The organism is Rhizobium sp. BK591, from assembly GCF_014195045.1.
Taxonomy (GTDB): Bacteria; Pseudomonadota; Alphaproteobacteria; order Rhizobiales; family Rhizobiaceae; genus Rhizobium; species Rhizobium anhuiense.
Map to the genome: position 1 here is coordinate 188,470 of NZ_JACIAZ010000006.1, position 19,888 is coordinate 208,357.

The following is a 19,888-nucleotide window of genomic DNA, read 5'->3' on the forward strand; positions in this document are numbered from 1 at the left end:
AGGGGATCGGGACAATGGCTGGACCTTCCGCTCACGACGATCATTCTCATGATCACGCCCACCACGACCACGCTCATGACGATCACCATGATCACGGGCACAAGCCGAGCTTTGCCAATCGCTGGCTGTTCTCGACCAACCACAAGGACATCGGCACGCTCTACCTGATCTTCGCGATCATTGCCGGCATCATCGGCGGCGCGCTGTCGGTTGCCATGCGCATGGAGCTGCAGGAGCCGGGCATCCAGATCTTCCACGGCCTGGCCTCGATGGTCTACGGCTATGAAGGCGATGCCGCGATCGACGGTGCCAAGCAGATGTTCAACATGTTCACCACAGCGCACGCGCTGATCATGATCTTCTTCATGGTCATGCCGGCGATGATCGGCGGCTTCGCCAACTGGATGGTGCCGATCATGATCGGCGCGCCCGACATGGCCTTCCCGCGCCTGAACAACATCTCCTTCTGGCTGATCGTTCCCGCCTTCGCGCTGCTGCTGCTGTCGATGTTCGTCGAAGGCCCGGCAGGCGCCTATGGCACGGGCGGCGGCTGGACGATGTATCCGCCGCTGGCGACAAGCGGCACGCCGGGACCGGCGGTCGACCTTGCGATCTTTGCGCTCCACATTGCCGGCGCCTCGTCGATCCTCGGTGCGATCAACTTCATCACCACGATCCTCAACATGCGCGCTCCGGGCATGACGCTGCACAAGATGCCGCTGTTTGCCTGGTCCGTGCTGATCACCGCCTTCCTGCTCTTGCTGTCGCTGCCGGTTCTGGCCGGCGGCATCACCATGCTGCTCACCGACCGCAACTTCGGCACCTCCTTCTTCTCTCCGGAAGGCGGCGGCGACCCGATCCTGTACCAGCACCTGTTCTGGTTCTTCGGTCACCCCGAGGTCTACATCCTCATCCTGCCGGGCTTCGGCATGATCAGCCACATCATCTCGACCTTCTCGAAGAAGCCGATCTTCGGCTATCTCGGCATGGCCTACGCCATGGTCGCGATCGGCGCTGTCGGCTTCGTCGTCTGGGCCCACCACATGTACACGGTCGGCCTGTCGCTCGACGCGCAGCGCTATTTCGTCTTCGCCACGATGGTCATCGCCGTTCCGACGGGCGTGAAGATCTTCTCCTGGATCGCGACGATGTGGGGCGGCTCGATCTCGTTCCGCACGCCGATGCTCTGGGCGATCGGCTTCATCTTCCTGTTCACGGTCGGCGGCGTCACCGGCGTCCAGCTTGCCAATGCCGGTCTCGACCGCTCGCTGCATGACACCTATTACGTCGTGGCCCACTTCCACTACGTTCTGTCGCTCGGCGCCGTCTTCGCGATCTTCGCCGGCTGGTACTACTGGTTCCCGAAGATGACCGGCTACATGTACAACGAGTTCGTCGGCAAGCTGCATTTCTGGATCATGTTCATCGGCGTCAACCTGGTGTTCTTCCCGCAGCACTTCCTCGGCCTCGCCGGCATGCCGCGCCGCTACATCGACTATCCGGATGCCTTTGCCGGCTGGAACTATGTGTCCTCCGTCGGCTCCTACATCTCGGCCTTCGGTGTGCTGATCTTCCTCTACGGCGTCTTCGAAGCCTTCGCCAAGAAGCGCGTCGCCGGCGACAATCCGTGGGGTGAGGGTGCGACGACGCTCGAATGGCAGCTGCCTTCGCCGCCGCCCTATCACCAGTGGGAACAGCTTCCGCGCATCAAGTAATTTGCGCGGGCATCAGGACGCCGCATTCGATACGGCGTCCTGATCTTGAGACATGCAGGACGGAATGATGACGGTCATCGACAATCACGGGGCGCTTGCAAAGGACGGCGAATTGTCGGAAGCGAGTGCGCGCGATTATTTCGAATTGTTGAAGCCACGGGTGATGTCGCTCGTGGTCTTCACTGCCTTTGCCGGTCTCGTGCTGGCGCCGGGCCACATCCATCCCGTCCTCGGCCTGATCGCCATTCTCTGTATCGCCGTCGGCGCCGGCGCCTCCGGGGCGCTGAACATGTGGTATGACGCCGATATCGACGCCGTCATGAGCCGCACCGCCAACCGTCCGATCCCGGCCGGCCGCATCGCGCCGTCGGAAGCGCTCGCCTTCGGCCTGGTGCTCTCGGGCTTTTCGGTGGTGATCCTCGGCCTGGCCGTCAACTGGCTCTCGGCCGGCATCCTCGCCTTCACCATCTTCTTCTACGCCGTCATCTACACCATGTGGCTGAAGCGCTCGACGCCGCAGAACATCGTCATCGGCGGCGCCGCCGGCGCCTTCCCGCCGATGATCGGCTGGGCCTGCGTGACCAACAGCGTGACGATCGAGAGCACCGTGCTGTTCATGATCATCTTCCTGTGGACGCCGGCGCATTTCTGGGCGCTTGCCCTCTTCAAGATGCGCGATTACGAAGCCGTCGGCGTGCCGATGCTGCCGAATGTCGCCGGCGAGCGGGTGACCAAGCATCAGATCGTCGCCTATGCTGTGCTGACCGCCATCTGCGCAGTCTTGCCGACCGTCCTCGGTTTCGCGAGCCTCGGCTACGGCTTCGTCGCTGCGGCGCTCGGCGCGATCTTCATATACTGTTCCATCGCCGTCTGGCGCATGCCCGACGGCGATCTGAAGATGATCCCGGCGAAGAAGCTCTTCGGCTTCTCGATCTTCTATCTCTTCGCCGTGTTCTCCGCCTTGATGATCGACCGGCTGGCTTCGGTGCTGGTCTCGCATGCGGGAGGTTGGTTCTGATGGAAATGGTCAAGCTGACGGAAGCGCAGCGCAAGTCGCGCCGCAACCGCAACGTCGCCCTCGGGCTGGTGCTTGCCGGCCTCGTCATTCTCTTCTACGCGATCACCATCGTGAAGATCGGCGGGGGAATGGCGGGATGAGCGAAAACGCCGGTACACCGAAGAAGCAGGGCCGCAACAACGGCGCCGTCGTGATGATGTGCCTGAGCTTCGTCTTCGGCATGGGGGCGATGAGCTATGCCGCCGTACCGCTCTACCGCATCTTCTGCCAGGTGACCGGTTATAACGGCACGACCCAGCGCGTCGACCAGGTGTCGAGTGTCGTGCTCGACCGCACCATGCGCGTTACCTTCGACGCCAATGTCGCGCCCGGTCTGCAGTGGGACTTCAAACCGGTCGAGCGTGAGGTCAATCCGAAGATCGGCGAGACCATTCAGGTGAATTTCACCGCCGAGAATCGCTCGAACGAAACCCAGCGCGGCCAGGCGGTGTTCAACGTCACCCCGGGCGAGGCAGGCGTCTATTTCAACAAGGTGCAATGTTTCTGCTTTACGGAAACGGACCTGAAGCCGGGCGAGAAGCTCGACATGCCGGTGGTGTTCTACATCGATCCTGACATCGTCAAGGCGGTGGAATCCAAGAACATCCATACGGTGACGCTGTCATATACGTTCTACCCGAAAGAGGGTCCGAAGCCGGTGGCTTCGAATGAGGGTGGAGCGGAGAAGATTGAAAAGAAACTTTGATCAAGGCTCGTTTCCGGCTATGCCGGGAGCGGAGTGAAGGAAGACATCCGGGGATAGCTACATGGCCGATGCTCATCAGAAGAATCACGACTATCACATCATCGATCCGAGCCCGTGGCCGATTCTCGCCTCGCTCGGCGCCTTCATCATGGCGATCGGCGGCGTCTGCTACATGCGCTACCTGAACGGCGGTTCGTTCAAGGTCGCCGGTGCGGAGCTTGCCAATCCCTGGCTTTTCTATATCGGCTTCGCTCTGGTCATCTATGTCATGTACGGCTGGTGGGCCGATACGGTGAAGGAAGCCCATGAGGGCGCCCACACCCGCGTCGTCTCGCTGCACCTGCGCTACGGCATGATCATGTTCATCGCTTCGGAAGTGATGTTCTTCGTTGCCTGGTTCTGGGCCTATTTCGACGCCAGCCTCTATCCGAACGAAGCGATCCAGGCCTCGCGCCTGCTTTACACCGGTGGCGTCTGGCCGCCGAAGGGCATCGAGGTCCTCGATCCCTGGCACCTGCCGATCTACAACACGGTCATTCTGCTGCTCTCGGGCACGACGGTCACCTGGGCGCACCATGCGCTGCTGCACAACGACCGCAAGGGCCTGGTCCAGGGCCTGACGCTGACGGTGCTGCTTGGTATCTTCTTCTCCAGCGTCCAGGCTTACGAATATGCCCACGCGCCTTTCGACTTCAAGAATTCGATCTACGGCGCGACCTTCTTCATGGCGACCGGCTTCCACGGTTTCCACGTTCTGGTCGGCACGATCTTCTTGGCTGTCTGCCTGATCCGCGCGTTGCGCGGCGACTTCACCCCGAAGCAGCATTTCGGTTTCGAGGCAGCCGCCTGGTACTGGCACTTCGTCGACGTCGTCTGGCTGTTCCTGTTCTTCTGCATCTACGTCTGGGGCGGCTGGGGCGCTCCGGTCGCCGGCTGATCGGAACGATATTTGAGAAAAGGCGGGCCCGGTGCCCGCCTTTTTTGTTGGTGGGTGTCGGTTTACTCGACCTCGGTCACGACTGTTCGCGCCAATGGCGGCCCCTCACCCTAACCCTCTCCCCGTTCTGACGGGGAGAGGGGACGTGCCCCCGCGAGAGGGCCTGTGGGGAACGGAGGGGTGCGGCGTATCCCCTTCGCCCCGCGAGCGGGGAGAAGGTGGCGGCAGCCGGATGAGGGGCCGCCGCCGGCAATCTCTGCGACCGAGGTAAGGGCTCCGTGCCCGCTCTCCATCGCCTCAGCGCGCCCCGGCGATCCGTTCGAAGGCCGAAGGTTCGGGAATGCCGAGATCCAGCTGATGGCGGATCGCCTCGGCGCATTCGAGCGGTGTCAGCACTGACGTATCGACCTCCATATCGTAGATGCCGGGCCGATGCACCTCGTCCTGCCAGCGTTGCACTGGTTCTGGAATGGGCACTTCCTCCGTGGCCCTGAGATAAAGCGTCTCGCGCCCTTCCTGGGCAGTTTCGCGCCGCTGCATGATTGTCTCGATCGGACAGCGCACGCCGACGAACAGCACGGGAAAATCCTCCAGTCGCCGGGCGCAATCGGCAAGAATGCCGAGCGGCTTGGTATAGCTGTCATGGTGGCCGAGATCGGCGATGACATTGAGGCCGAACCCGGCATGGATGGCGATCGACTCATAAAGGGCGGCATAGAGGAACGGCACCAGCTCTTCGAGGTCCGGCCGTTCGCCGCCCGGCCTGAGGCCGATGCCCGGGAGGTAGCGCTTCGGTGTCATGGCATTGTAGCTGTCGACGCCGAGGTTGATCCACGGCCCGTCGAAATGTTCCTGGACTGCGCGCGCAATGCTGGATTTTCCGCTTCGCGGCGCGCCGTTCAGGATGATGATCTGTGCGGAGTGGCTATCGTTAGTCATCAGTCTTCTTCTGTTTGGCGCGAATCGCTGAGGCGAAAAAGCGCAGGCATTTCCCTTCGTCCTGCGAATAATTTATGGGAGAGTTAAGGCAGCGTCGAAAAAGCCGCGGCCGCAAGGCTATGCAAAGGAATGGCATGAACGAGGACAGCGCCCATTTTCCCCCTGTCGATCCGGTAAAAACCGGCATCAAGGGCTGTTGCCCGCGCTGCGGCGAGGGCAAGCTGTTCGATGGCCTGTTGGGTCTGAAGCCGCGCTGCGCCGCCTGCGGCCTCGATTATTCCTTCGCCGATTCCGGTGACGGCCCGGCCGTCTTCGTCATCCTCATCGTCGGCTTCATCATCATCGGCATGGTGCTGTGGCTGCAAGTGAACTACGGGCCGCCGATCTGGGTGCATATCATGCTCTTCGGCCCGCTGACGATCATCCTGTCGCTCATGACGCTGCGCTGGTTCAAAGGCATCCTGATCGCCATGCAATACCGTCACAATGCCCGCGAAGGACGCCTGAGTGACTGATATCGACCGTGCCGCCCCGCGCCGCCGGCTGCCTGTGGCAACCGGCATCCTGGTGTTGATCGCGCTTGCCATCCTGATTTCGCTCGGCACCTGGCAGGTGGAACGCCTCCATTGGAAGGAGGGCCTGCTGGCCGATATCGCCGAACGGCAGGTCGCAGCACCCGTGCCGCTGGCCGATATCGAGGCGATGGCGGCTGCAAGTGGCGATATCGAATACCGCAAGGTCACCGCCACCGGCCGCTATATCAACAACAAGGAGCGGCACTTCTTCGCCACCTGGCGCGGCCAGACCGGCTACTACATCTATACCCCGCTGGAGCTTGCCGATGGGCGCGCGCTCTTCGTCAATCGCGGCTTCGTTCCCTTCGAGAACAAGGAGCCGGAGATGCGCATGCAGGGCCAGCTGACGGACCAGCAGACCGTCACCGGCCTGGCGCGCCAAAAGCTTCCCGGCAAACCGTCCTGGGTGGTGCCCGACAACGACGTCGCCAAGAACATCTTCTACTGGAAGGATCTCGACGTCATGGCGGAGAGCGTCGGGCTGGACAAGGCCCGTGTCATTCCCTTTTTCGTCGATGCCGATTCCACCCCCAATCCGGCCGGCCTGCCGATCGGCGGCGTCACCCAGGTCGACCTGCCGAACGACCACCTGCAATATGCCTTCACCTGGTACGGGCTCGCCGCCGTGCTCGTCGTCGTGGTGGCGATTTCCTGGTTCCGCAGGGGGAGCAAGGCACCCCCGCAATAGTATTGCTTCAATTCCTGGCCATATTGGGCTAGAGGTCCCTTATTCCCATGCGGGACGGAATTCTTGACGGAACAGACATGAATATTGCGGCGAAACCTCCTTTGACGATCAGGCTCTGCGGCCCGCGCGGCTTCTGCGCCGGCGTCGACCGCGCCATCCAGATCGTCGTGCTGGCGCTGAAATCCTATGGCGCGCCGGTCTATGTGCGTCACGAGATCGTCCACAATCGTTATGTGGTCGAAGGGCTGGAGGCCAAGGGCGCCGTCTTCGTCGAGGAACTGGACGAAATCCCGGCCGAACATCGCGCCCAGCCGGTGGTCTTCTCCGCCCATGGCGTGCCGAAATCCGTGCCCGAGGATGCGACAAGCCGCAACCTCTTCTATCTCGACGCCACCTGCCCGCTGGTCTCCAAGGTCCACAAGCAGGCGATGCGCCACAATCGCCTCGGCCGCCATGTCGTCCTGATCGGCCATGCCGGCCATCCCGAGGTGATCGGCACGATGGGGCAACTGCCGGAGGGCTCGGTGTCGCTGATCGAGACGATCGAGGATGCCGACGCCTATACGCCTGCCGATCCCCACAATCTCGGCTATGTCACCCAGACGACGCTGTCGGTCGACGATACGGCCGGCGTCATCACCCGCCTGCATGAGCGCTTCCCGAACCTGACGGCGCCGGCAGCCGACTCGATCTGTTATGCGACGACCAACCGCCAGGAAGTGGTGAAGCAGGCGGCCCCCGGCTGCGATCTCTTCATCATCGTCGGCGCCCCGAATTCGTCCAATTCCAAACGCCTCGTCGAAGTGGCGCTGAGGGCAGGGGCGAAGAAATCCATCCTCGTGCAGCGCGCCGCCGAGCTCGACTGGGATGAGATCGGCGCGATCTCGACGCTCGGCCTTTCCGCCGGCGCCTCCGCCCCGGAGGTCATCGTCAACGAGATCATCGAGGCCTTCCGCGCCCGCTTCGACGCCCGTGTCGAACTTGCCGAGACGGTACAGGAAAACGAACATTTCCTCGTCAACCGCGAACTGCGCAACATCGAGCTGACGACGGCCGACATGGCCTTCGTCAACGGCTAGATCGAGCCTTATCGCAGCCCGGCCAGTCGGTCGGGCAATCCAATATCAACAATGCAAAGACGAGACCTCACTTGGCAGTCTATACCGATATCGCCGAAGACGATCTGAAATGGTTCCTGACGGAATATGACGCAGGCACGCTGCTGTCCTACAAGGGCATCGCCGAAGGCGTCGAAAACTCCAACTTCCTGCTTCACACTTCCAAGGACCCGCTGATCCTGACGCTCTATGAAAAGCGCGTGGAAAAGACCGACCTGCCTTTCTTCCTCGGCCTGATGCAGCATCTCTCCGCCCGCGGTCTGTCCTGCCCGCTGCCGCTGCCGCGCCGCGACGGCGCGCTGCTCGGCTCGCTGTCCGGCCGTCCGGCGGCACTGATCTCCTTCCTCGAAGGCATGTGGCTGAGAAAACCGGAGGCCAAGCACTGCCGCGAGGTCGGCCGGGCGCTGGCCGCAATGCATGTGGCGGGCGATGGTTTCGAGCTGAAGCGGGCGAATGCGCTGTCGATCGACGGCTGGCGGGGGCTCTGGGAGAAATCCAAGGCGCGCGCCGACGAGGTCGAGCCCGGCCTGCAGACCGAGATCCGCAGCGAACTCGACTTTCTCTCCGCACACTGGCCGCAGAGCCTGCCTGCCGGCGTCATCCATGCCGACCTCTTTCCCGATAACGTCTTCTTCCTCGGCGATGAGCTCTCCGGCCTGATCGATTTCTATTTCGCCTGCAACGACCTGCTCGCCTATGACGTCTCGATCTGCCTGAATGCCTGGTGCTTCGAGAAGGATGGCGCGTATAACATCACCAAGGGCACGGCGATGCTTGCGGGCTACCAGAGCGTCCGGCCGCTGAGCGAGGCCGAGACAGCTGCCTTGCCGGTGCTGTCGCGCGGCTCGGCGCTGCGCTTCTTCCTGACCAGGCTCTATGACTGGCTGACGACGCCCGAAGGCGCCATGGTCACCAAGAAGGACCCGCTCGAATATCTCCGCAAGCTGCGCTTCCACCGCCAAATCAAATCGCCGGCCGAATACGGATTGAGCCTATGAAACACGTCGATATCTTCACCGACGGCGCATGCTCCGGCAATCCCGGCCCCGGCGGCTGGGGCGCCGTGCTGCGTTATGGCGATGTCGAAAAGGAGCTTTGCGGCGGCGAGGCGGATACGACCAACAACCGCATGGAGCTGCTGGCGGCAATTTCGGCGCTATCGGCCTTGAAGACGCCTTGCGAGGTCGATCTCTATACCGACAGCGCCTATGTCAAGGACGGCATCTCCAAGTGGATTTTCGGCTGGAAGAAAAACGGCTGGAAGACCGCAGACAAGAAGCCGGTGAAGAATGCCGAGCTCTGGCAGGCGCTTGAGGAAGCCCGCAGCCGCCACAAGGTGACGCTGCACTGGGTCAAGGGCCACGCCGGCCACCCCGAAAACGAACGCGCCGACGAACTCGCCCGCCGCGGCATGGAGCCGTTCAAGAAGGGCAAGGCGGTTTCGTTTTAATCAGCTCGCATTTTATCCGAGTTCGAAAGCCTACCGAAATTTCCATTGGATATGTTGCGGGTCCGATACGAGGATTTGCCCATGACGCTTGGTGGCCTTTTCGGGCGCGTTGCCTTTCAGATGTTCTTTGGCGTCCTGTTTGTTCTTTTCGCCGGGGGAGGCCTGTACTGGATAATCGCCATCTTTTTCACGATACCGGCGATCGGCCTGTCGCTTCTGATCTTTGCGCCTCTGGAATATCTTTCAGCAAGGTTGGGCGTCCGTTGGCTTGCCTGGATCGCCATGCCCTTCGTGGGCGCGCTTTGTCCACGGCTCGTCGCGCTTGTCGACTCAAATCCGAACTTTGCGTCCGGCGTTCATGACCTTGCATTTTTCTCCACCGCAGCGGGCGTTCTGTGGACCTTGTCTTCCGTCCTAAGCGCCTATCTTCACCTGCCAATCGTGCCGGACAAACGGCTTATCGATTAGTTCGCTGAAAACGCGATTGCGTGCTGGCTCATGGATCGCTGTCATGCCGTTGACGCTAGCCGATCCTTCCTTCAACCGCGGTGACAATGTTTCCATGCAGGTCCCTAGCGCGATTGAAGGAGGATGGTGCCGAGCCTATCCCTGGTTCATATCGCGCCGCACCAGATGCTGGACGCCGTCGGGCATCGTCTCGATGAGGTCACGCAGCGGCATCGGCTGCAGATCGAATTGGTCGAGGGCGGCCCGGCTTGGCAAAGCCCAACGAAATTCCAGATCGGCGGCGCCGTCGCGGATACGGTGGACGATATCGCTCTCATGGAAGGGCAGGGGCCTGAGAAGCTCCGCCTCATAATAGAAGCCGATTTCATGGACCCTTTGTCCCGGCAATTCGAAAAAATTCTCGATGACGAAGCACAGCGGTCCGACCGTGGCCTTGCAGCCGATCTCTTCTTCTATTTCACGTGCGAGCGTTTCGGCGCCCGCCTCATGAAACTCCACGCGGCCGCCGGGCAGCACCCAGAAAATGTCGCCGACGGCGCGATGGATGAGGATGTGCCCATGCGAGCGGATCAATGCACCGGCTCGAAATTGGAAGCGGGAATTGCTGGCATTCAGCACGATCATGGTTCGTTCGGCATCGTCCATGGTTTTTGCGTCCTCCAGGGTTATGCGACAAAGGCTTAGCTCGGGTTTGGAAGGCCGACAATGGGCCGGGTCGCATCTCCTCTCGCTCCCTCATCCCTGTGCTTGTCACAGGGATCCAGTGCGCCCAAGTCCTTGGGCGCGGGAGACTCTTTTCAAGGTCATAGGGAGTCATTCACCGCGCCGACGCGCGGTGGCTGGATTCCTGTGACGAGCACAGGAATGAGGGTGGGGATAGGGTGGCGCCTGACGGCAGCAGGGCCGCCGGTTGGCATTTCTCGCGCTGCATCAGCGAAGTTCGCTGATGCACACTTCCACCAATTCACCCCGCCTGTTGCTACTGCGCCGTCCCCGCGCCCTGGATCAGCCGGTGCAGATATTCAAGCTTGGCCACTACAGGTGAAGACAGCACGAAGGGGTAGGAGTCCGGCTGGCCCATGCTGCGCTGGATGGCGTTGATCGCGAGGCTGAGCGGCACCCAGGCGCTGACCAGCTGTTCGGCGCTTCTGGCCCTATAGGGGATGAAATCCACCTCGCCTGATATTTCCTCATGGCCGCGCGGATCGATCGCGATGCCGAAGGCGCGGGCCGTTTCCAGCGTATCGACGATATGGAGGTAATGGGCGAAGCATTCGGCGAAATCTTCCCAAGGGTGCGACGCCGCATAGGCGCTGATGAAATTGTCCTGCCATCCCAGGGGGGCGCCGCCGGCATAATGGCTCTGCAGGGCTGCGGCATAATCCTGCCGCTCGTCGCCGAAGACGGCGCGGAAATCGGCAAGGCCGCCGCGATCGCGCACCAGCTTGTTCCAGATGAAATGGCCGGCCTCATGGCGGAAATGGCCGAGCAGGGTGCGATAGGGTTCGTTCATCGAGCTGCGCGCCTGTTCGCGCGTCGCATCGTCGGCCTCGGCGGCACGGATGGTGATCAGGCCTTCCTCGTGGCCGGTCATGGCAGGCACGACATAGCCGTTGCTCTCGATCGAATCCTCGAGGAAATCGAAGACCAGGCCGCCCTGGGGGTCTTGCGCCCGATCGGGATGCGGCAGCCTCCAGCGCAAGAGCGAATAAAACAGATGGCGCTGCGCCTGGCTGATGCGCCGCCAGCGGTCGATGCCGTCCTGGGTGTCGGTGTTCGGCACCAGCCGGTTATGGCGGCAGGCCACGCAGAATTCGCTGTTCCCATCGCCGTCCACCAGCCAGTTGCAGATGTCGAGGCCGGCATTGGCGCAGAAGCGGACCTCACGCTCGGGATCGGAAACCAGCTGCCAGAGGATCTCGTCGCGCGGCTCCAGCGCATGCATGGCGAGATCGCCGGGCAGGAAGCCGAGGCGATGATTGCAGCGCACGCAGTGGCGATTGTCGAAGTGGACGACCTGATCGCAATTGTCGCAGGCAAAAAGCTTCATCGTGTCTATCTCTGCAAAGCATTGGCGTGGGGGATTAAAAATGCCTGCCGCGCGAGGGCGCAGCAGGCATGGTGATAAAGGATGAGCGTCTGGCTCAGAGCCGGTCGACGGCGCCCTTGAGCTTGTCCTTGACCTTGCCGGTTGCGACCTGGCCCTTGCCCTTGGCTTCCTGGACGGCGCCCTTGGCCTGCATTTCGCGATCGTCCGTGGCCTTGCCGACCGCCTGCTTGGTCTTGCCGGCAATTTCGTTTGCCTTACCGGAAATCTTGTCGCTGGTGCTACCCATATGTGATGTCTCCTTGGTCGGCATGGGCCTCTTGCCCATGCTTGCCGAAATGAAACGTCACTTGCGGCTATTCGTTCCCACTGGCGCGAACCAGCTATTTTCTCAGGCGGGCTGTTTCTCGAGCCTGCTGCTTCTCAGGCCAACTGCTTCTCAGGCCAAGTGCTTTTCAGGCATGCCCGGCTTCGGCCGAAAGCATGGCGGCGGTCACGCCCATGCCGGCGAGCGCCCGCTCGTATTTGTCGTCGAGACTGCGGTCGAAGATCAGTTCCTCATTGGCCGGGCAGGTGAGCCAGCCATTGTTGACGACTTCGCTCTCCAGCTGGCCGGCTGCCCAGGAGGAATAGCCGAGCAGCATCGTCGCCCGCGTCGGCCCGTTGCCCTTGGAGATGGCGCGCACGATGTCGAGCGTCGCCGTCAGGCAGATATCGTCGCTGACCGGGATCGAGGAGTCGCTGGCATAATCGTCCGAATGCAGCACAAAGCCGCGGCCGCTCTCCACCGGGCCGCCGGTCTGGATCGGGAAGTCGCGGGCGCGCTTCGGCAGCAAGATCGAATCTTCCTGCTTGATCATGTCGAGATGCTGCAGCACATCGGTGAAGGTGAGGCTCTGAGGACGGTTGATGACGAAGCCCATGGCGCCGGCATCCGAATGCGCGCAGATGTAAATCACGGTGCGCGCAAAATTGCGGTCTTCCATGCCGGGCATGGCGATGAGGAACTGGCCATCGAAGAAGCCACGTTCCCGTCTGTTCTTCAGCGTCGATAAGGACATCGTTCCTCCTGCTGCCAGACCGCACCAAGGCCTCGACAAGAGAAACATGGGCCAATGTCACACATCAATCAACTGAAAATGAAGATTTAAATCGCCGCGACTTCTGGCGGTCAAACACCGCTTTCGGTAAACCTTTGTTCCATGATGATTATTTCCTCAGTCCCGCGCGGTTTTTTGATTGCGGTCGTTTCGGCGGTCGCAGCACTTGTGCCGTTTTCTTCGGTTCATGCGGAAATGAGCGGCTGGGCGGAGAACGAAGGCGGCCGCATGCGCCTGGTGGCGCTTGCGCCCGATGCCGGCGGCAAAATCCGCGCAGCGCTTCAGATCGAGCCGAAACCCGGCTGGATCACCTATTGGAAAGAGCCCGGCGGCAATGGCATTCCGCCCCAGCTCACCATCGCGGCGGAAAGCGGCGTCACGCTCGATGCCATCGCCTATCCCGTTCCGAAACATTTTTTCAACGGCGCGATCGAGGATATTGCCTATGATGCGCCGGTGACGCTGCCGCTTTCGCTGAGTGCGGCCGGTAAAGGCCCGGTCGAGATCGATGCCAGTGCCTTCATCGGCATCTGCAAGGATATCTGCATTCCCTTCCAGGCGAATTTTCAGCTGAAGCTCGGCCCGGCCATGCAGTCGCGTCCGCAGGAGGAGGCGATCCTCCAGGCCGCCGATGCGAGCCTGCCGAAGCCGCCATCGGCGGATTTCGACGTGACCGCGCATGCGATGTCGCCGGACAGGAAGACGCTGTCGCTGACGCTGGTTTTGCCGAGTGAGGGGCCGGACGAAGGGAAAGCCGCCCCCGATATCATCGTCACCGGCCCGAGCGGCTATGCCTTCACCAAACAGATCGGCGGCAAGCGCGACGGCGCCACTTTCAAGGTCGATGTATCCATCGTCAAGCTGCCGAAGGATTACGACATATCGGGCAAGCGCTGGGGCGTGCTGGTGATCGATGGCGCAAGGGCGATGGAGACGACTCTTGCCTTTGAATGACTGGTCTTGCCTTTGAATGACCGGGTCTTATAGTCGCCGCAGAACCCCCGCGGCGCCCGCCGCCGCCAAGGCAGAACCCCAAAGCCACAACTCAAGGAGAAGACCATGACCATCGCGATCGGCGACAAGCTTCCTGCCGCCACCTTCAAGGAAAAGACGGCCGACGGTCCGGTCGAAATCACCACCGATCAGCTCTTCGCCGGCAAGCGCGTCGTGCTCTTTGCCGTGCCGGGCGCCTTCACGCCCACCTGCTCGCTGAACCACCTGCCGGGTTATCTCGAAAACCGCGACACCATCCTTGGCAAGGGCGTCGACGATATCGCCGTCGTTGCCGTCAATGACTGGCACGTGATGGGCGCCTGGGCGCAATCATCAGGCGGTATGGGCAAGATCCATTTCCTCGCCGATTGGGATGCCGGCTTCACCAAGGCCGTCGGCCTCGACGCCGACCTCTCCGCCGGCGGCCTCGGCCTCCGCTCCAAGCGTTATTCGATGCTGGTCGAGGACGGCGTGGTGAAAGCCCTCAACGTCGAGGAAAGCCCCGGCCAGGCAACCGTCTCGGGCGCTGCCGCGATGCTGGAACAGCTGTAAGCGTTTGAACAAGATCTGCCCCTCACCCTCTCCCCGTAAAAACGGGGCGAGGGGACGTGCTCTGCAACAGCGAGGTGGGAACCGAGAGGTTGCGGCTATCCCCCTTCGCCCCGCCTGCGGGGAGAGGTGGCGGCAGCCGGATGACGGGCACGCGCCGATGGCAGGTTTGGAGAAACGCGCCTCCCGGAGCGTCGCATCCTTAAGCATCATGACAGATGAAGGCGGCCGTTCGGTCGCCCTTTTCGACTATGCGAGCGTCACCGGCTTCCGCCGAGCCGTCAAACGAGCGACGAGCCCGCAAAAACCCAGCACCACCAAGGGCGGAACTGCATGCGCATATTCGCCATGGAAGAGAACCGTCGCCACAGCCGCCAGCATCACGGCACTCCCGAGCAGGGAACCGTAAAGGCGCAATGGTTTGACGATGAGCATGACTGCTGCGGTGAATTCGCAGACGGCGGTCAGATAATGGAAGCTTTCCGGATAACCCCACCGGGCGTAGTCCGCGGCAATTTCGGGGCTGACGAAGGTGTTGCCATAGGCGCCGATGAAGAAGAAGGCTGCAAGCAGCCAGGCAATGACGTTTGCCAGGGATAGGTTGACGAGAGACATCGGCGCGATCTCAACGCGGTGCTTGCAGAGTGAGAATGCGGCTCGCCAGACGCCAGCCTTCCGGCGTCCGCCGCAGCCGGTCGGTATAGGTCACGCTCGCCACTGCCCCGTTCGACAACAGGCCAAGCCCCTTCGAGACGGTGGTGATCTCGTCGCCCGCGCCTTCCTGAACATACACATTCGTCGTGTGATGGGCTTTCGCATGACCGTCCCGGCTGGCCATATGGCAGATCGCTGCAATGCCCGTGACCGGAGTAAAGCCGAAAACGCTCGAGTCGAAATATGCATCCTCGGTAAAGACTTCACCGAACCTGTCCCATGCATGGTTGTCGACGAGGTGGGCCCAGAGCGAGAGGATTTGGTTGATCTCGACGATGTCATCCGTCGTTGGTTTCATGTCTCATGGTCCTTGAAAGGGGATGGGAGCGAATTCGCTGTCGCGGGCGAAAAGGCGGATGCCCCGTCCTCGGGACGCCACATCCGCCGTGTCGGCTCAACGGTGGTGCGCATGCCGGGCCGTCAAGCGCCCGGCCGCGGGCCGTTACCAGTTGATCGGGCCATTGGTGTTGAAAAACTGGCCGGTGGGTCCGGCGTCATCCAGCAAGGCATATTTGACCGGGGCCCGAACGCCGTCTTCGATCGTGATGTAGCCGCCGCCTCTGTTCAATTCGGTCATGACATAACCGGGGCAGACGGCATTCACCTTGATCGGCGTATCTTTCAGCTCAAGGGCAAGCTGCACGGTCAGCATGTTGACCGCCGCCTTGGAGGCGGCATAACCAAGCCATTTGACATCGGGGGACGGATTGTTTGCATCGCCCGTCCACCAGAGCGAACCCACGCTGCTGGAAAGGTTGACGATGCGGCCACTGGCCGCCTTGCGGATCAGCGGCAACAGTTTCTGGGTCACGATCACCATTCCGATGAAATTGACCTCATAGGATTCACGCAGGGTTTCGACGGAGGCGACGCTGGGGAAATCGTCGGTGTCGAGCAGCAGGATGCCCGCATTGTTGATCAGGGTGTCGAGCCTGCCGAAGCGCTCGCCGATCGAAGAGGCGGCGGCGTCGATCGTATCAGGGCGATGGAGATCGATCTCGATCGCCTCGACCGCCAAGCCCTCCGCAATGTTTCGGCCTTTGCCCGCCCGGCGGCAAGATCGCGTGCGCCGAGAAGGACGAACACGCCTTCCCGGCCGAGCTGGCGAACCGTTTCAAAACCAAGGCCGCGGGTCGCGCCGGTGACGAGCGCAATCTTTTGATCTGTGGACATTTTATCTCCCAAGCAGGCGCGCTCGCAAGGCGAGGCTGTTTGCAATGACGTTGCTCAGCAACGCATCGTGAATTTGCATGGGAAATTATGTCTGTCAACGACAAATGTCACTAAGTGACATTTTATTCGAAGTGAACGACACCGGCGGCGCGATCGAAGAGATCGGTAAGAGACATGGCCGCTCCGCCATCCACCCAACTGTTTATCGATGCCCGAATGAGCGCGAAAACCGTTCCCGCGATCGTATAGGCGACAACATCCGGGAGCGGAGACCGTCTGTCCGGCGAGGCAAGAATATGGGCGATTTCGTCGATCAGTTCGGCGATCATCTGCTCCTTTCGCGCAGAAATGCTCCTGTTGGAGCGGATTGCCGTCTCGATGGCGAGAAAGAAACGCGACTTTTCATCGAACGCCGTAAGCATCGCCCGCGCGGCAGCAAGCAGTGCGACAACCGGCGGCTCCGAGGCGAGCCGCTCCGTCAGTTCCGCACGGATGATCGTCATGCCATCCTGCACCCAGCTGACGATCACATCCTCCTTTGTCGGGAAGTAGCGAAGCAGGGTGCGGGGCGACACGCTGACGGCGGCAGCGATATCGGCAATGGTCGTTTCCTCGAACCCTCGCTTGTGGATCAGCTCCAACCCGGCCTCGAGCAGCTGCGCGCGCGTGCGATCCTTCTTATCTTCCCGAAGTCCCAAAATTGTCTCCACGCTGACATGCGGCGGGCTTCTTTTGACACATCATGCCATTTGTCGTCCAGCGACAGAAATTTTGGGTGGAGGGGTGCCGCCATATCAGCCCCGTCCTTCGAGGTCCCGCGGGGGCACCTCAGGATGAGGCTGGGGAGAGGGCGCGTCCTGGAATGGGTCGGCGGCCGTTTGTCGAGCTTGTCAATTGTGTGAGCAACTGCGCGCTCCCCGCCTCAATCTCGCCGCAATCGTTATAACATAACGGTAATGTTATTACATTGTAGGATGCGCCATGCCCCCGAGCCCCGACCGCCCCTCCGTCAGCCTGCTGGGACAGTCGGCATTTTCTAGGGTCATCGGCATCACGCTGGTCCTTGCCGTGCTCTGGCTGGCGATCCACTGGGCGGTTCTGCTGCCATGACGCCGCTGATCCGTCTGGAGAATCTGACCGTCGCCTACAACAGGCACCCCGCCGTGCACCACGTCTCCGGCGCCTTCGCCTCCGGCAGCCTGACGGCGATCGCCGGGCCGAATGGGGCGGGCAAGTCGACGCTGCTGAAGGCGATCATGGGTGAGCTTCGCCCGGCCGAGGGCAGGGTCGAGCATCGGCTGGGGCGGGCGGAATTCGGTTACCTCCCGCAGGCGGCCGAGATCGACCGGCACTTTCCGATCTCGGTGATCGACACCGTCATGCTCGGCGCCTGGAAGAAGGTGGGAGCCTTTGGCCGCATCGCGCCCGGCGAGATGAAAAGGGCAGGCGAGGCGCTCGCCGCCGTTGGCCTCGAAGGTTTCGGCCGGCGCCATGTCGGGTCGCTCTCGGCCGGCCAGTTCCAGCGCTTGCTCTTTGCCCGCCTGCTGCTGCAGGATGCGGGCATCATCCTGCTCGACGAGCCGTTTACCGCAATCGATGCCCGCACGACCAGGGACCTCGTCGATATCGTCACCCGCTGGCATGGCGAGGGCCGCACGGTGATCGCCGTGCTGCACGATTTCGAACTCGTCCGCACGCATTTCCCGCAAACCCTGCTGCTCGCCCGCGAGCTGGTCGGCTGGGGTCCGACCACTGAGGTCATGTCATCCGCCAATCTGTTGAAGGCGCGCGCCATGGCCGAGCGCTGGGATGAGGATGCCGCTGCCTGCGATCCCGAACAGGCGCCGGCGGCATGACGGCTTACGATCTCTTCCTCGCACCCTTCGCCGATTTCGGCTTCATGCGCCGCGCCCTCGTCGCCTGCCTCTGCCTCGGGCTCGGCTCCGGCCCGATCGGCGTCTTCCTGATGCTCAGGCGCATGAGCCTGATGGGCGACGCGATGAGCCATGCCGTGCTGCCGGGAGCGGCGATCGGTTACCTCGTCGCCGGCTCGCTGTCGCTGACGGCGATGGGCCTCGGCGGCCTGATCGCCGGCCTGTCGGTGGCGCTGCTATCCGGCGCCGTCAGCCGGATGACCGTGCTGCAGGAGGATGCGAGCTTTGCCAGCTTCTATCTCGCGTCGCTGGCGCTCGGCGTGCTGATCGTCTCGCTGCGCGGCTCGAATATCGATCTCCTGCATGTGCTCTTCGGCACCATCCTGGCGATCGATGCGTCGGCCCTTTATCTGATCGGCGCGATCACCTCGCTGACCCTCGTCATCCTCGCCTTCATCTACCGGCCGCTGGTGGCCGAGTGCTTCGATCCGGGATTCCTGCGCGCCGTCGGCGGGCGCGGGCCGGTCTATCATGTGCTCTTCCTGCTGCTCGTCGTGCTGAACCTGGTCGCCAGCTTCCAGGCGCTCGGCACGCTGATGGCGGTCGGCCTGATGATGCTGCCGGCAGCGATCGCCCAGCTCTGGTCGCGCAGCCTGGCCGTGATGATGGCGATTGCGGCCGGAAGTGCCGCCGCATCCGGCTATCTCGGCCTGATCGCCTCCTACCATCTCGAACTCGCCTCCGGCCCGACGATCATCATGACGGCGGCGATCCTCTACGGCTTTTCGATTTTTTTCGCGCCCTCCGGCCTGGCCCGGCGCTTCTTTCCCCGCCCGCATTTGAAGGGCTGATCCCAAGGAGACTTCGATGAACCCGAAAAGACTGCTTCTCTCCGCAGCAATCCCCGTTTTGATGGCGCTGTCGGCCATACCAGCCTCCGCCGAAACACTGAAGGTTGTGGCGTCCTTCACGGTGCTTGCCGACGTCGTCAAACAGGTCGGCGGCGAGCATGTGAAGGTGACGAGCCTCGTCGGGCCGAACGGCGATCCCCATGAATTCGAGCCGTCGCCGGCAGATGCGAAGAATTTGAACGCGGCTCAGGTGACCTTCGTCAGCGGCGAGGGGCTGGAAGGCTGGATGGACCGGCTGATCACCGCCTCGGGCTACAAGGGCAAGCCGGTCACCGTCTCCGAAGGCATCGACACCCGTACTATGGAAGAGGACGGCGAGAAGATCACCGATCCGCATGTCTGGAACAGCCCCGTCAACGTCAAGATCTGGGTCGCCAATATCGAAAGGGCGCTGTCGGCGGCCGATCCGGCCGATGCGAGCGCCTTCAAGGCCAATGCCGAGAACTACACCAAGAAGCTTGACGCGCTGAACGCCTATGCCCATGCGAAATTCGACAAGGTCGCCGACGATCGCCGCAAGGTGCTGACCAGCCATGATGCCTTCGGCTATTTCGGCCGCGAATATAATATCAGCTTCCTCGCCCCGCTCGGTCTGTCCACGGAGAGCGAGGCCTCTGCCGCCGACGTCGCCAAGCTGATCGAGCAGATCAAGAGCGAGCGGGTGAAGGCCTATTTCTTCGAGAATTCCAACGATCCGCGCCTGGTCAAGCAGGTCGCCAAGGCAACCGGCGCCGAGCCCGGCGGCGAGCTCTATGTCGAATCGCTCTCCGACGCCAAGGGACCGGCGCCGACCTATGAAAAGATGTTCAAATACAATGTCGACCAGCTCGCCGCCGCCATGGCGAAATCGAGCTGATCAATTGAGGCACTGCGG

General features: G+C 62.0%; 25 protein-coding genes and 2 pseudogenes. 17 read left to right on the forward strand and 10 right to left on the reverse strand.

Annotation, left to right across the window (positions count from 1 at the left end; all coding sequences use genetic code 11):
• Window positions 1–14: 14 nt before the first annotated feature.
• From ctaD to FHX10_RS25380, 5 genes are all read left to right on the forward strand, one after another.
• Complete coding sequence (ctaD, locus tag FHX10_RS25360) at window positions 15–1,715, forward strand: cytochrome c oxidase subunit I (protein WP_184390502.1); 1,701 nt, start codon at window positions 15–17, stop codon at window positions 1,713–1,715.
• A gap of 67 nt (window positions 1,716–1,782) precedes the next feature.
• Window positions 1,783–2,733: a heme o synthase gene (locus tag FHX10_RS25365; RefSeq protein WP_028757357.1), complete on the forward strand. Its 951-nt coding sequence runs from the start codon at window positions 1,783–1,785 to the stop codon at window positions 2,731–2,733.
• The gene (locus tag FHX10_RS25370; RefSeq protein ID WP_028755765.1) at window positions 2,733–2,873 is read left to right on the forward strand and encodes a hypothetical protein; all 141 of its coding nucleotides are present in this window, start codon (window positions 2,733–2,735) and stop codon (window positions 2,871–2,873) included. Before FHX10_RS25365 ends, FHX10_RS25370 begins: the two co-directional genes overlap by 1 nt.
• Entirely contained in the window at window positions 2,870–3,478 is a 609-nt protein-coding gene (locus tag FHX10_RS25375) for a cytochrome c oxidase assembly protein (RefSeq protein WP_047613946.1), read from the forward strand. Before FHX10_RS25370 ends, FHX10_RS25375 begins: the two co-directional genes overlap by 4 nt.
• A 61-nt stretch (window positions 3,479–3,539) precedes the next feature.
• Window positions 3,540–4,415: a cytochrome c oxidase subunit 3 gene (locus FHX10_RS25380; RefSeq protein ID WP_028755763.1), complete on the forward strand. Its 876-nt coding sequence runs from the start codon at window positions 3,540–3,542 to the stop codon at window positions 4,413–4,415.
• A 297-nt stretch (window positions 4,416–4,712) separates the two neighbouring features.
• Here the strand turns inward: FHX10_RS25380 and FHX10_RS25385 are convergent, their stop codons facing one another.
• Window positions 4,713–5,354: a chloramphenicol phosphotransferase CPT family protein gene (locus FHX10_RS25385; protein ID WP_028755762.1), complete on the reverse strand. Its 642-nt coding sequence runs from the start codon at window positions 5,352–5,354 to the stop codon at window positions 4,713–4,715.
• Window positions 5,355–5,488: 134 nt separating this feature from the next.
• Between FHX10_RS25385 and FHX10_RS25390 the strand changes: the two genes are divergently transcribed.
• From FHX10_RS25390 to FHX10_RS25415, 6 genes are all read left to right on the forward strand, one after another.
• Window positions 5,489–5,869, forward strand: a complete 381-nt coding sequence (locus FHX10_RS25390) for a DUF983 domain-containing protein (protein WP_029867843.1) — start codon at window positions 5,489–5,491, stop codon at window positions 5,867–5,869.
• Window positions 5,862–6,617 (forward strand): SURF1 family protein, encoded by a 756-nt coding sequence (locus FHX10_RS25395; RefSeq protein ID WP_029867844.1) that lies wholly within the window; start codon window positions 5,862–5,864, stop codon window positions 6,615–6,617. Before FHX10_RS25390 ends, FHX10_RS25395 begins: the two co-directional genes overlap by 8 nt.
• A gap of 77 nt (window positions 6,618–6,694) precedes the next feature.
• Complete coding sequence (gene ispH, locus FHX10_RS25400) at window positions 6,695–7,696, forward strand: 4-hydroxy-3-methylbut-2-enyl diphosphate reductase (RefSeq protein ID WP_184390504.1); 1,002 nt, start codon at window positions 6,695–6,697, stop codon at window positions 7,694–7,696.
• A gap of 71 nt (window positions 7,697–7,767) precedes the next feature.
• Window positions 7,768–8,733 carry a homoserine kinase gene (locus FHX10_RS25405; protein ID WP_184390507.1) on the forward strand — a complete coding sequence of 322 codons (966 nt, stop codon included), beginning with the start codon at window positions 7,768–7,770 and terminating at the stop codon, window positions 8,731–8,733.
• Window positions 8,730–9,185 (forward strand): ribonuclease HI, encoded by a 456-nt coding sequence (gene rnhA, locus FHX10_RS25410; protein ID WP_028755757.1) that lies wholly within the window; start codon window positions 8,730–8,732, stop codon window positions 9,183–9,185. The genes FHX10_RS25405 and rnhA overlap by 4 nt, the downstream gene beginning before the upstream one ends.
• A gap of 81 nt (window positions 9,186–9,266) precedes the next feature.
• Window positions 9,267–9,653 carry a hypothetical protein gene (locus FHX10_RS25415; RefSeq protein WP_063476471.1) on the forward strand — a complete coding sequence of 129 codons (387 nt, stop codon included), beginning with the start codon at window positions 9,267–9,269 and terminating at the stop codon, window positions 9,651–9,653.
• Window positions 9,654–9,788: 135 nt separating this feature from the next.
• Here FHX10_RS25415 and FHX10_RS25420 read toward each other — a convergent pair whose 3' ends face one another.
• The 5 genes and pseudogenes from FHX10_RS25420 to FHX10_RS25435 all read right to left on the reverse strand — a co-directional run bounded on the left by FHX10_RS25420 (window position 9,789) and on the right by FHX10_RS25435 (window position 12,761).
• On the reverse strand, window positions 9,789–10,298 hold the full coding sequence (locus FHX10_RS25420) for an NUDIX hydrolase (RefSeq protein ID WP_184390509.1): 510 nt from the start codon (window positions 10,296–10,298) through the stop codon (window positions 9,789–9,791).
• Window positions 10,299–10,375: 77 nt separating this feature from the next.
• A pseudogene (locus FHX10_RS35710) lies at window positions 10,376–10,525 on the reverse strand (tRNA lysidine(34) synthetase TilS); the annotation flags it as partial.
• Window positions 10,526–10,632: 107 nt separating this feature from the next.
• Window positions 10,633–11,703 carry a putative zinc-binding metallopeptidase gene (locus FHX10_RS25425; protein ID WP_184390512.1) on the reverse strand — a complete coding sequence of 357 codons (1,071 nt, stop codon included), beginning with the start codon at window positions 11,701–11,703 and terminating at the stop codon, window positions 10,633–10,635.
• 94 nt (window positions 11,704–11,797) lie between these two features.
• Window positions 11,798–11,989, reverse strand: coding sequence for a CsbD family protein (locus FHX10_RS25430; protein ID WP_003546001.1), 192 nt, complete (start codon window positions 11,987–11,989; stop codon window positions 11,798–11,800).
• A gap of 166 nt (window positions 11,990–12,155) precedes the next feature.
• Entirely contained in the window at window positions 12,156–12,761 is a 606-nt protein-coding gene (locus FHX10_RS25435; RefSeq protein WP_184390515.1) for a YqgE/AlgH family protein, read from the reverse strand.
• A gap of 141 nt (window positions 12,762–12,902) precedes the next feature.
• Between FHX10_RS25435 and FHX10_RS25440 the strand changes: the two genes are divergently transcribed.
• Window positions 12,903–13,754 (forward strand): protein-disulfide reductase DsbD domain-containing protein, encoded by an 852-nt coding sequence (locus FHX10_RS25440; RefSeq protein WP_184390517.1) that lies wholly within the window; start codon window positions 12,903–12,905, stop codon window positions 13,752–13,754.
• A 105-nt stretch (window positions 13,755–13,859) separates the two neighbouring features.
• Window positions 13,860–14,345, forward strand: a complete 486-nt coding sequence (locus FHX10_RS25445) for a peroxiredoxin (RefSeq protein WP_011650769.1) — start codon at window positions 13,860–13,862, stop codon at window positions 14,343–14,345.
• A gap of 246 nt (window positions 14,346–14,591) precedes the next feature.
• On the opposite strand, the gene FHX10_RS25450 is transcribed toward FHX10_RS25445, so the two are convergent.
• From FHX10_RS25450 to FHX10_RS25465, 4 genes and pseudogenes are all read right to left on the reverse strand, one after another.
• Window positions 14,592–14,957, reverse strand: a complete 366-nt coding sequence (locus FHX10_RS25450) for a DoxX family protein (RefSeq protein WP_184390519.1) — start codon at window positions 14,955–14,957, stop codon at window positions 14,592–14,594.
• 10 nt (window positions 14,958–14,967) lie between these two features.
• Window positions 14,968–15,354, reverse strand: a complete 387-nt coding sequence (locus tag FHX10_RS25455) for a nuclear transport factor 2 family protein (protein WP_184390522.1) — start codon at window positions 15,352–15,354, stop codon at window positions 14,968–14,970.
• A gap of 144 nt (window positions 15,355–15,498) precedes the next feature.
• A pseudogene (locus tag FHX10_RS25460) lies at window positions 15,499–16,229 on the reverse strand (SDR family oxidoreductase).
• A gap of 122 nt (window positions 16,230–16,351) precedes the next feature.
• Window positions 16,352–16,927 (reverse strand): TetR/AcrR family transcriptional regulator, encoded by a 576-nt coding sequence (locus FHX10_RS25465; protein WP_184390525.1) that lies wholly within the window; start codon window positions 16,925–16,927, stop codon window positions 16,352–16,354.
• A 283-nt stretch (window positions 16,928–17,210) separates the two neighbouring features.
• Between FHX10_RS25465 and FHX10_RS35495 the strand changes: the two genes are divergently transcribed.
• The 4 genes from FHX10_RS35495 to FHX10_RS25480 are packed head-to-tail and all read left to right on the forward strand — an operon-like array spanning window position 17,211 to window position 19,870.
• The gene (locus FHX10_RS35495; RefSeq protein WP_254961312.1) at window positions 17,211–17,339 is read left to right on the forward strand and encodes a hypothetical protein; all 129 of its coding nucleotides are present in this window, start codon (window positions 17,211–17,213) and stop codon (window positions 17,337–17,339) included.
• Complete coding sequence (locus FHX10_RS25470) at window positions 17,336–18,085, forward strand: metal ABC transporter ATP-binding protein (protein WP_184390527.1); 750 nt, start codon at window positions 17,336–17,338, stop codon at window positions 18,083–18,085. The genes FHX10_RS35495 and FHX10_RS25470 overlap by 4 nt, the downstream gene beginning before the upstream one ends.
• Window positions 18,082–18,954 (forward strand): metal ABC transporter permease, encoded by an 873-nt coding sequence (locus FHX10_RS25475; protein WP_047613966.1) that lies wholly within the window; start codon window positions 18,082–18,084, stop codon window positions 18,952–18,954. The genes FHX10_RS25470 and FHX10_RS25475 overlap by 4 nt, the downstream gene beginning before the upstream one ends.
• Window positions 18,955–18,970: 16 nt before the next feature.
• Window positions 18,971–19,870 carry a metal ABC transporter solute-binding protein, Zn/Mn family gene (locus FHX10_RS25480; protein WP_183905839.1) on the forward strand — a complete coding sequence of 300 codons (900 nt, stop codon included), beginning with the start codon at window positions 18,971–18,973 and terminating at the stop codon, window positions 19,868–19,870.
• The last annotated feature ends 18 nt before the right edge of the window (window positions 19,871–19,888 follow it).

Excerpts from the sequence above, each read along its gene's own strand:
- FHX10_RS25365 (WP_028757357.1), top strand. The coding sequence starts at position 1,783 with ATGACGGTCATCGACAATCACGGGGCGCTTGCAAAGGACGGCGAATTG.
- FHX10_RS25385 (WP_028755762.1), bottom strand. The coding sequence starts at position 5,354 with ATGACTAACGATAGCCACTCCGCACAGATCATCATCCTGAACGGCGCG.
- ctaD (WP_184390502.1), top strand. The coding sequence starts at position 15 with ATGGCTGGACCTTCCGCTCACGACGATCATTCTCATGATCACGCCCAC.
- FHX10_RS25455 (WP_184390522.1), bottom strand. The coding sequence starts at position 15,354 with ATGAAACCAACGACGGATGACATCGTCGAGATCAACCAAATCCTCTCG.
- FHX10_RS25475 (WP_047613966.1), top strand. The coding sequence starts at position 18,082 with ATGACGGCTTACGATCTCTTCCTCGCACCCTTCGCCGATTTCGGCTTC.
- FHX10_RS25445 (WP_011650769.1), top strand. The coding sequence starts at position 13,860 with ATGACCATCGCGATCGGCGACAAGCTTCCTGCCGCCACCTTCAAGGAA.
- FHX10_RS35495 (WP_254961312.1), top strand. The coding sequence starts at position 17,211 with ATGCCCCCGAGCCCCGACCGCCCCTCCGTCAGCCTGCTGGGACAGTCG.
- FHX10_RS25450 (WP_184390519.1), bottom strand. The coding sequence starts at position 14,957 with ATGTCTCTCGTCAACCTATCCCTGGCAAACGTCATTGCCTGGCTGCTT.
- FHX10_RS25380 (WP_028755763.1), top strand. The coding sequence starts at position 3,540 with ATGGCCGATGCTCATCAGAAGAATCACGACTATCACATCATCGATCCG.
- FHX10_RS25420 (WP_184390509.1), bottom strand. The coding sequence starts at position 10,298 with ATGGACGATGCCGAACGAACCATGATCGTGCTGAATGCCAGCAATTCC.
- FHX10_RS25470 (WP_184390527.1), top strand. The coding sequence starts at position 17,336 with ATGACGCCGCTGATCCGTCTGGAGAATCTGACCGTCGCCTACAACAGG.
- FHX10_RS25425 (WP_184390512.1), bottom strand. The coding sequence starts at position 11,703 with ATGAAGCTTTTTGCCTGCGACAATTGCGATCAGGTCGTCCACTTCGAC.
- FHX10_RS25440 (WP_184390517.1), top strand. The coding sequence starts at position 12,903 with ATGATGATTATTTCCTCAGTCCCGCGCGGTTTTTTGATTGCGGTCGTT.
- FHX10_RS25390 (WP_029867843.1), top strand. The coding sequence starts at position 5,489 with ATGAACGAGGACAGCGCCCATTTTCCCCCTGTCGATCCGGTAAAAACC.
- FHX10_RS25435 (WP_184390515.1), bottom strand. The coding sequence starts at position 12,761 with ATGTCCTTATCGACGCTGAAGAACAGACGGGAACGTGGCTTCTTCGAT.
- ispH (WP_184390504.1), top strand. The coding sequence starts at position 6,695 with ATGAATATTGCGGCGAAACCTCCTTTGACGATCAGGCTCTGCGGCCCG.
- FHX10_RS25430 (WP_003546001.1), bottom strand. The coding sequence starts at position 11,989 with ATGGGTAGCACCAGCGACAAGATTTCCGGTAAGGCAAACGAAATTGCC.
- rnhA (WP_028755757.1), top strand. The coding sequence starts at position 8,730 with ATGAAACACGTCGATATCTTCACCGACGGCGCATGCTCCGGCAATCCC.
- FHX10_RS25415 (WP_063476471.1), top strand. The coding sequence starts at position 9,267 with ATGACGCTTGGTGGCCTTTTCGGGCGCGTTGCCTTTCAGATGTTCTTT.
- FHX10_RS25375 (WP_047613946.1), top strand. The coding sequence starts at position 2,870 with ATGAGCGAAAACGCCGGTACACCGAAGAAGCAGGGCCGCAACAACGGC.
- FHX10_RS25370 (WP_028755765.1), top strand. The coding sequence starts at position 2,733 with ATGGAAATGGTCAAGCTGACGGAAGCGCAGCGCAAGTCGCGCCGCAAC.
- FHX10_RS25480 (WP_183905839.1), top strand. The coding sequence starts at position 18,971 with ATGAACCCGAAAAGACTGCTTCTCTCCGCAGCAATCCCCGTTTTGATG.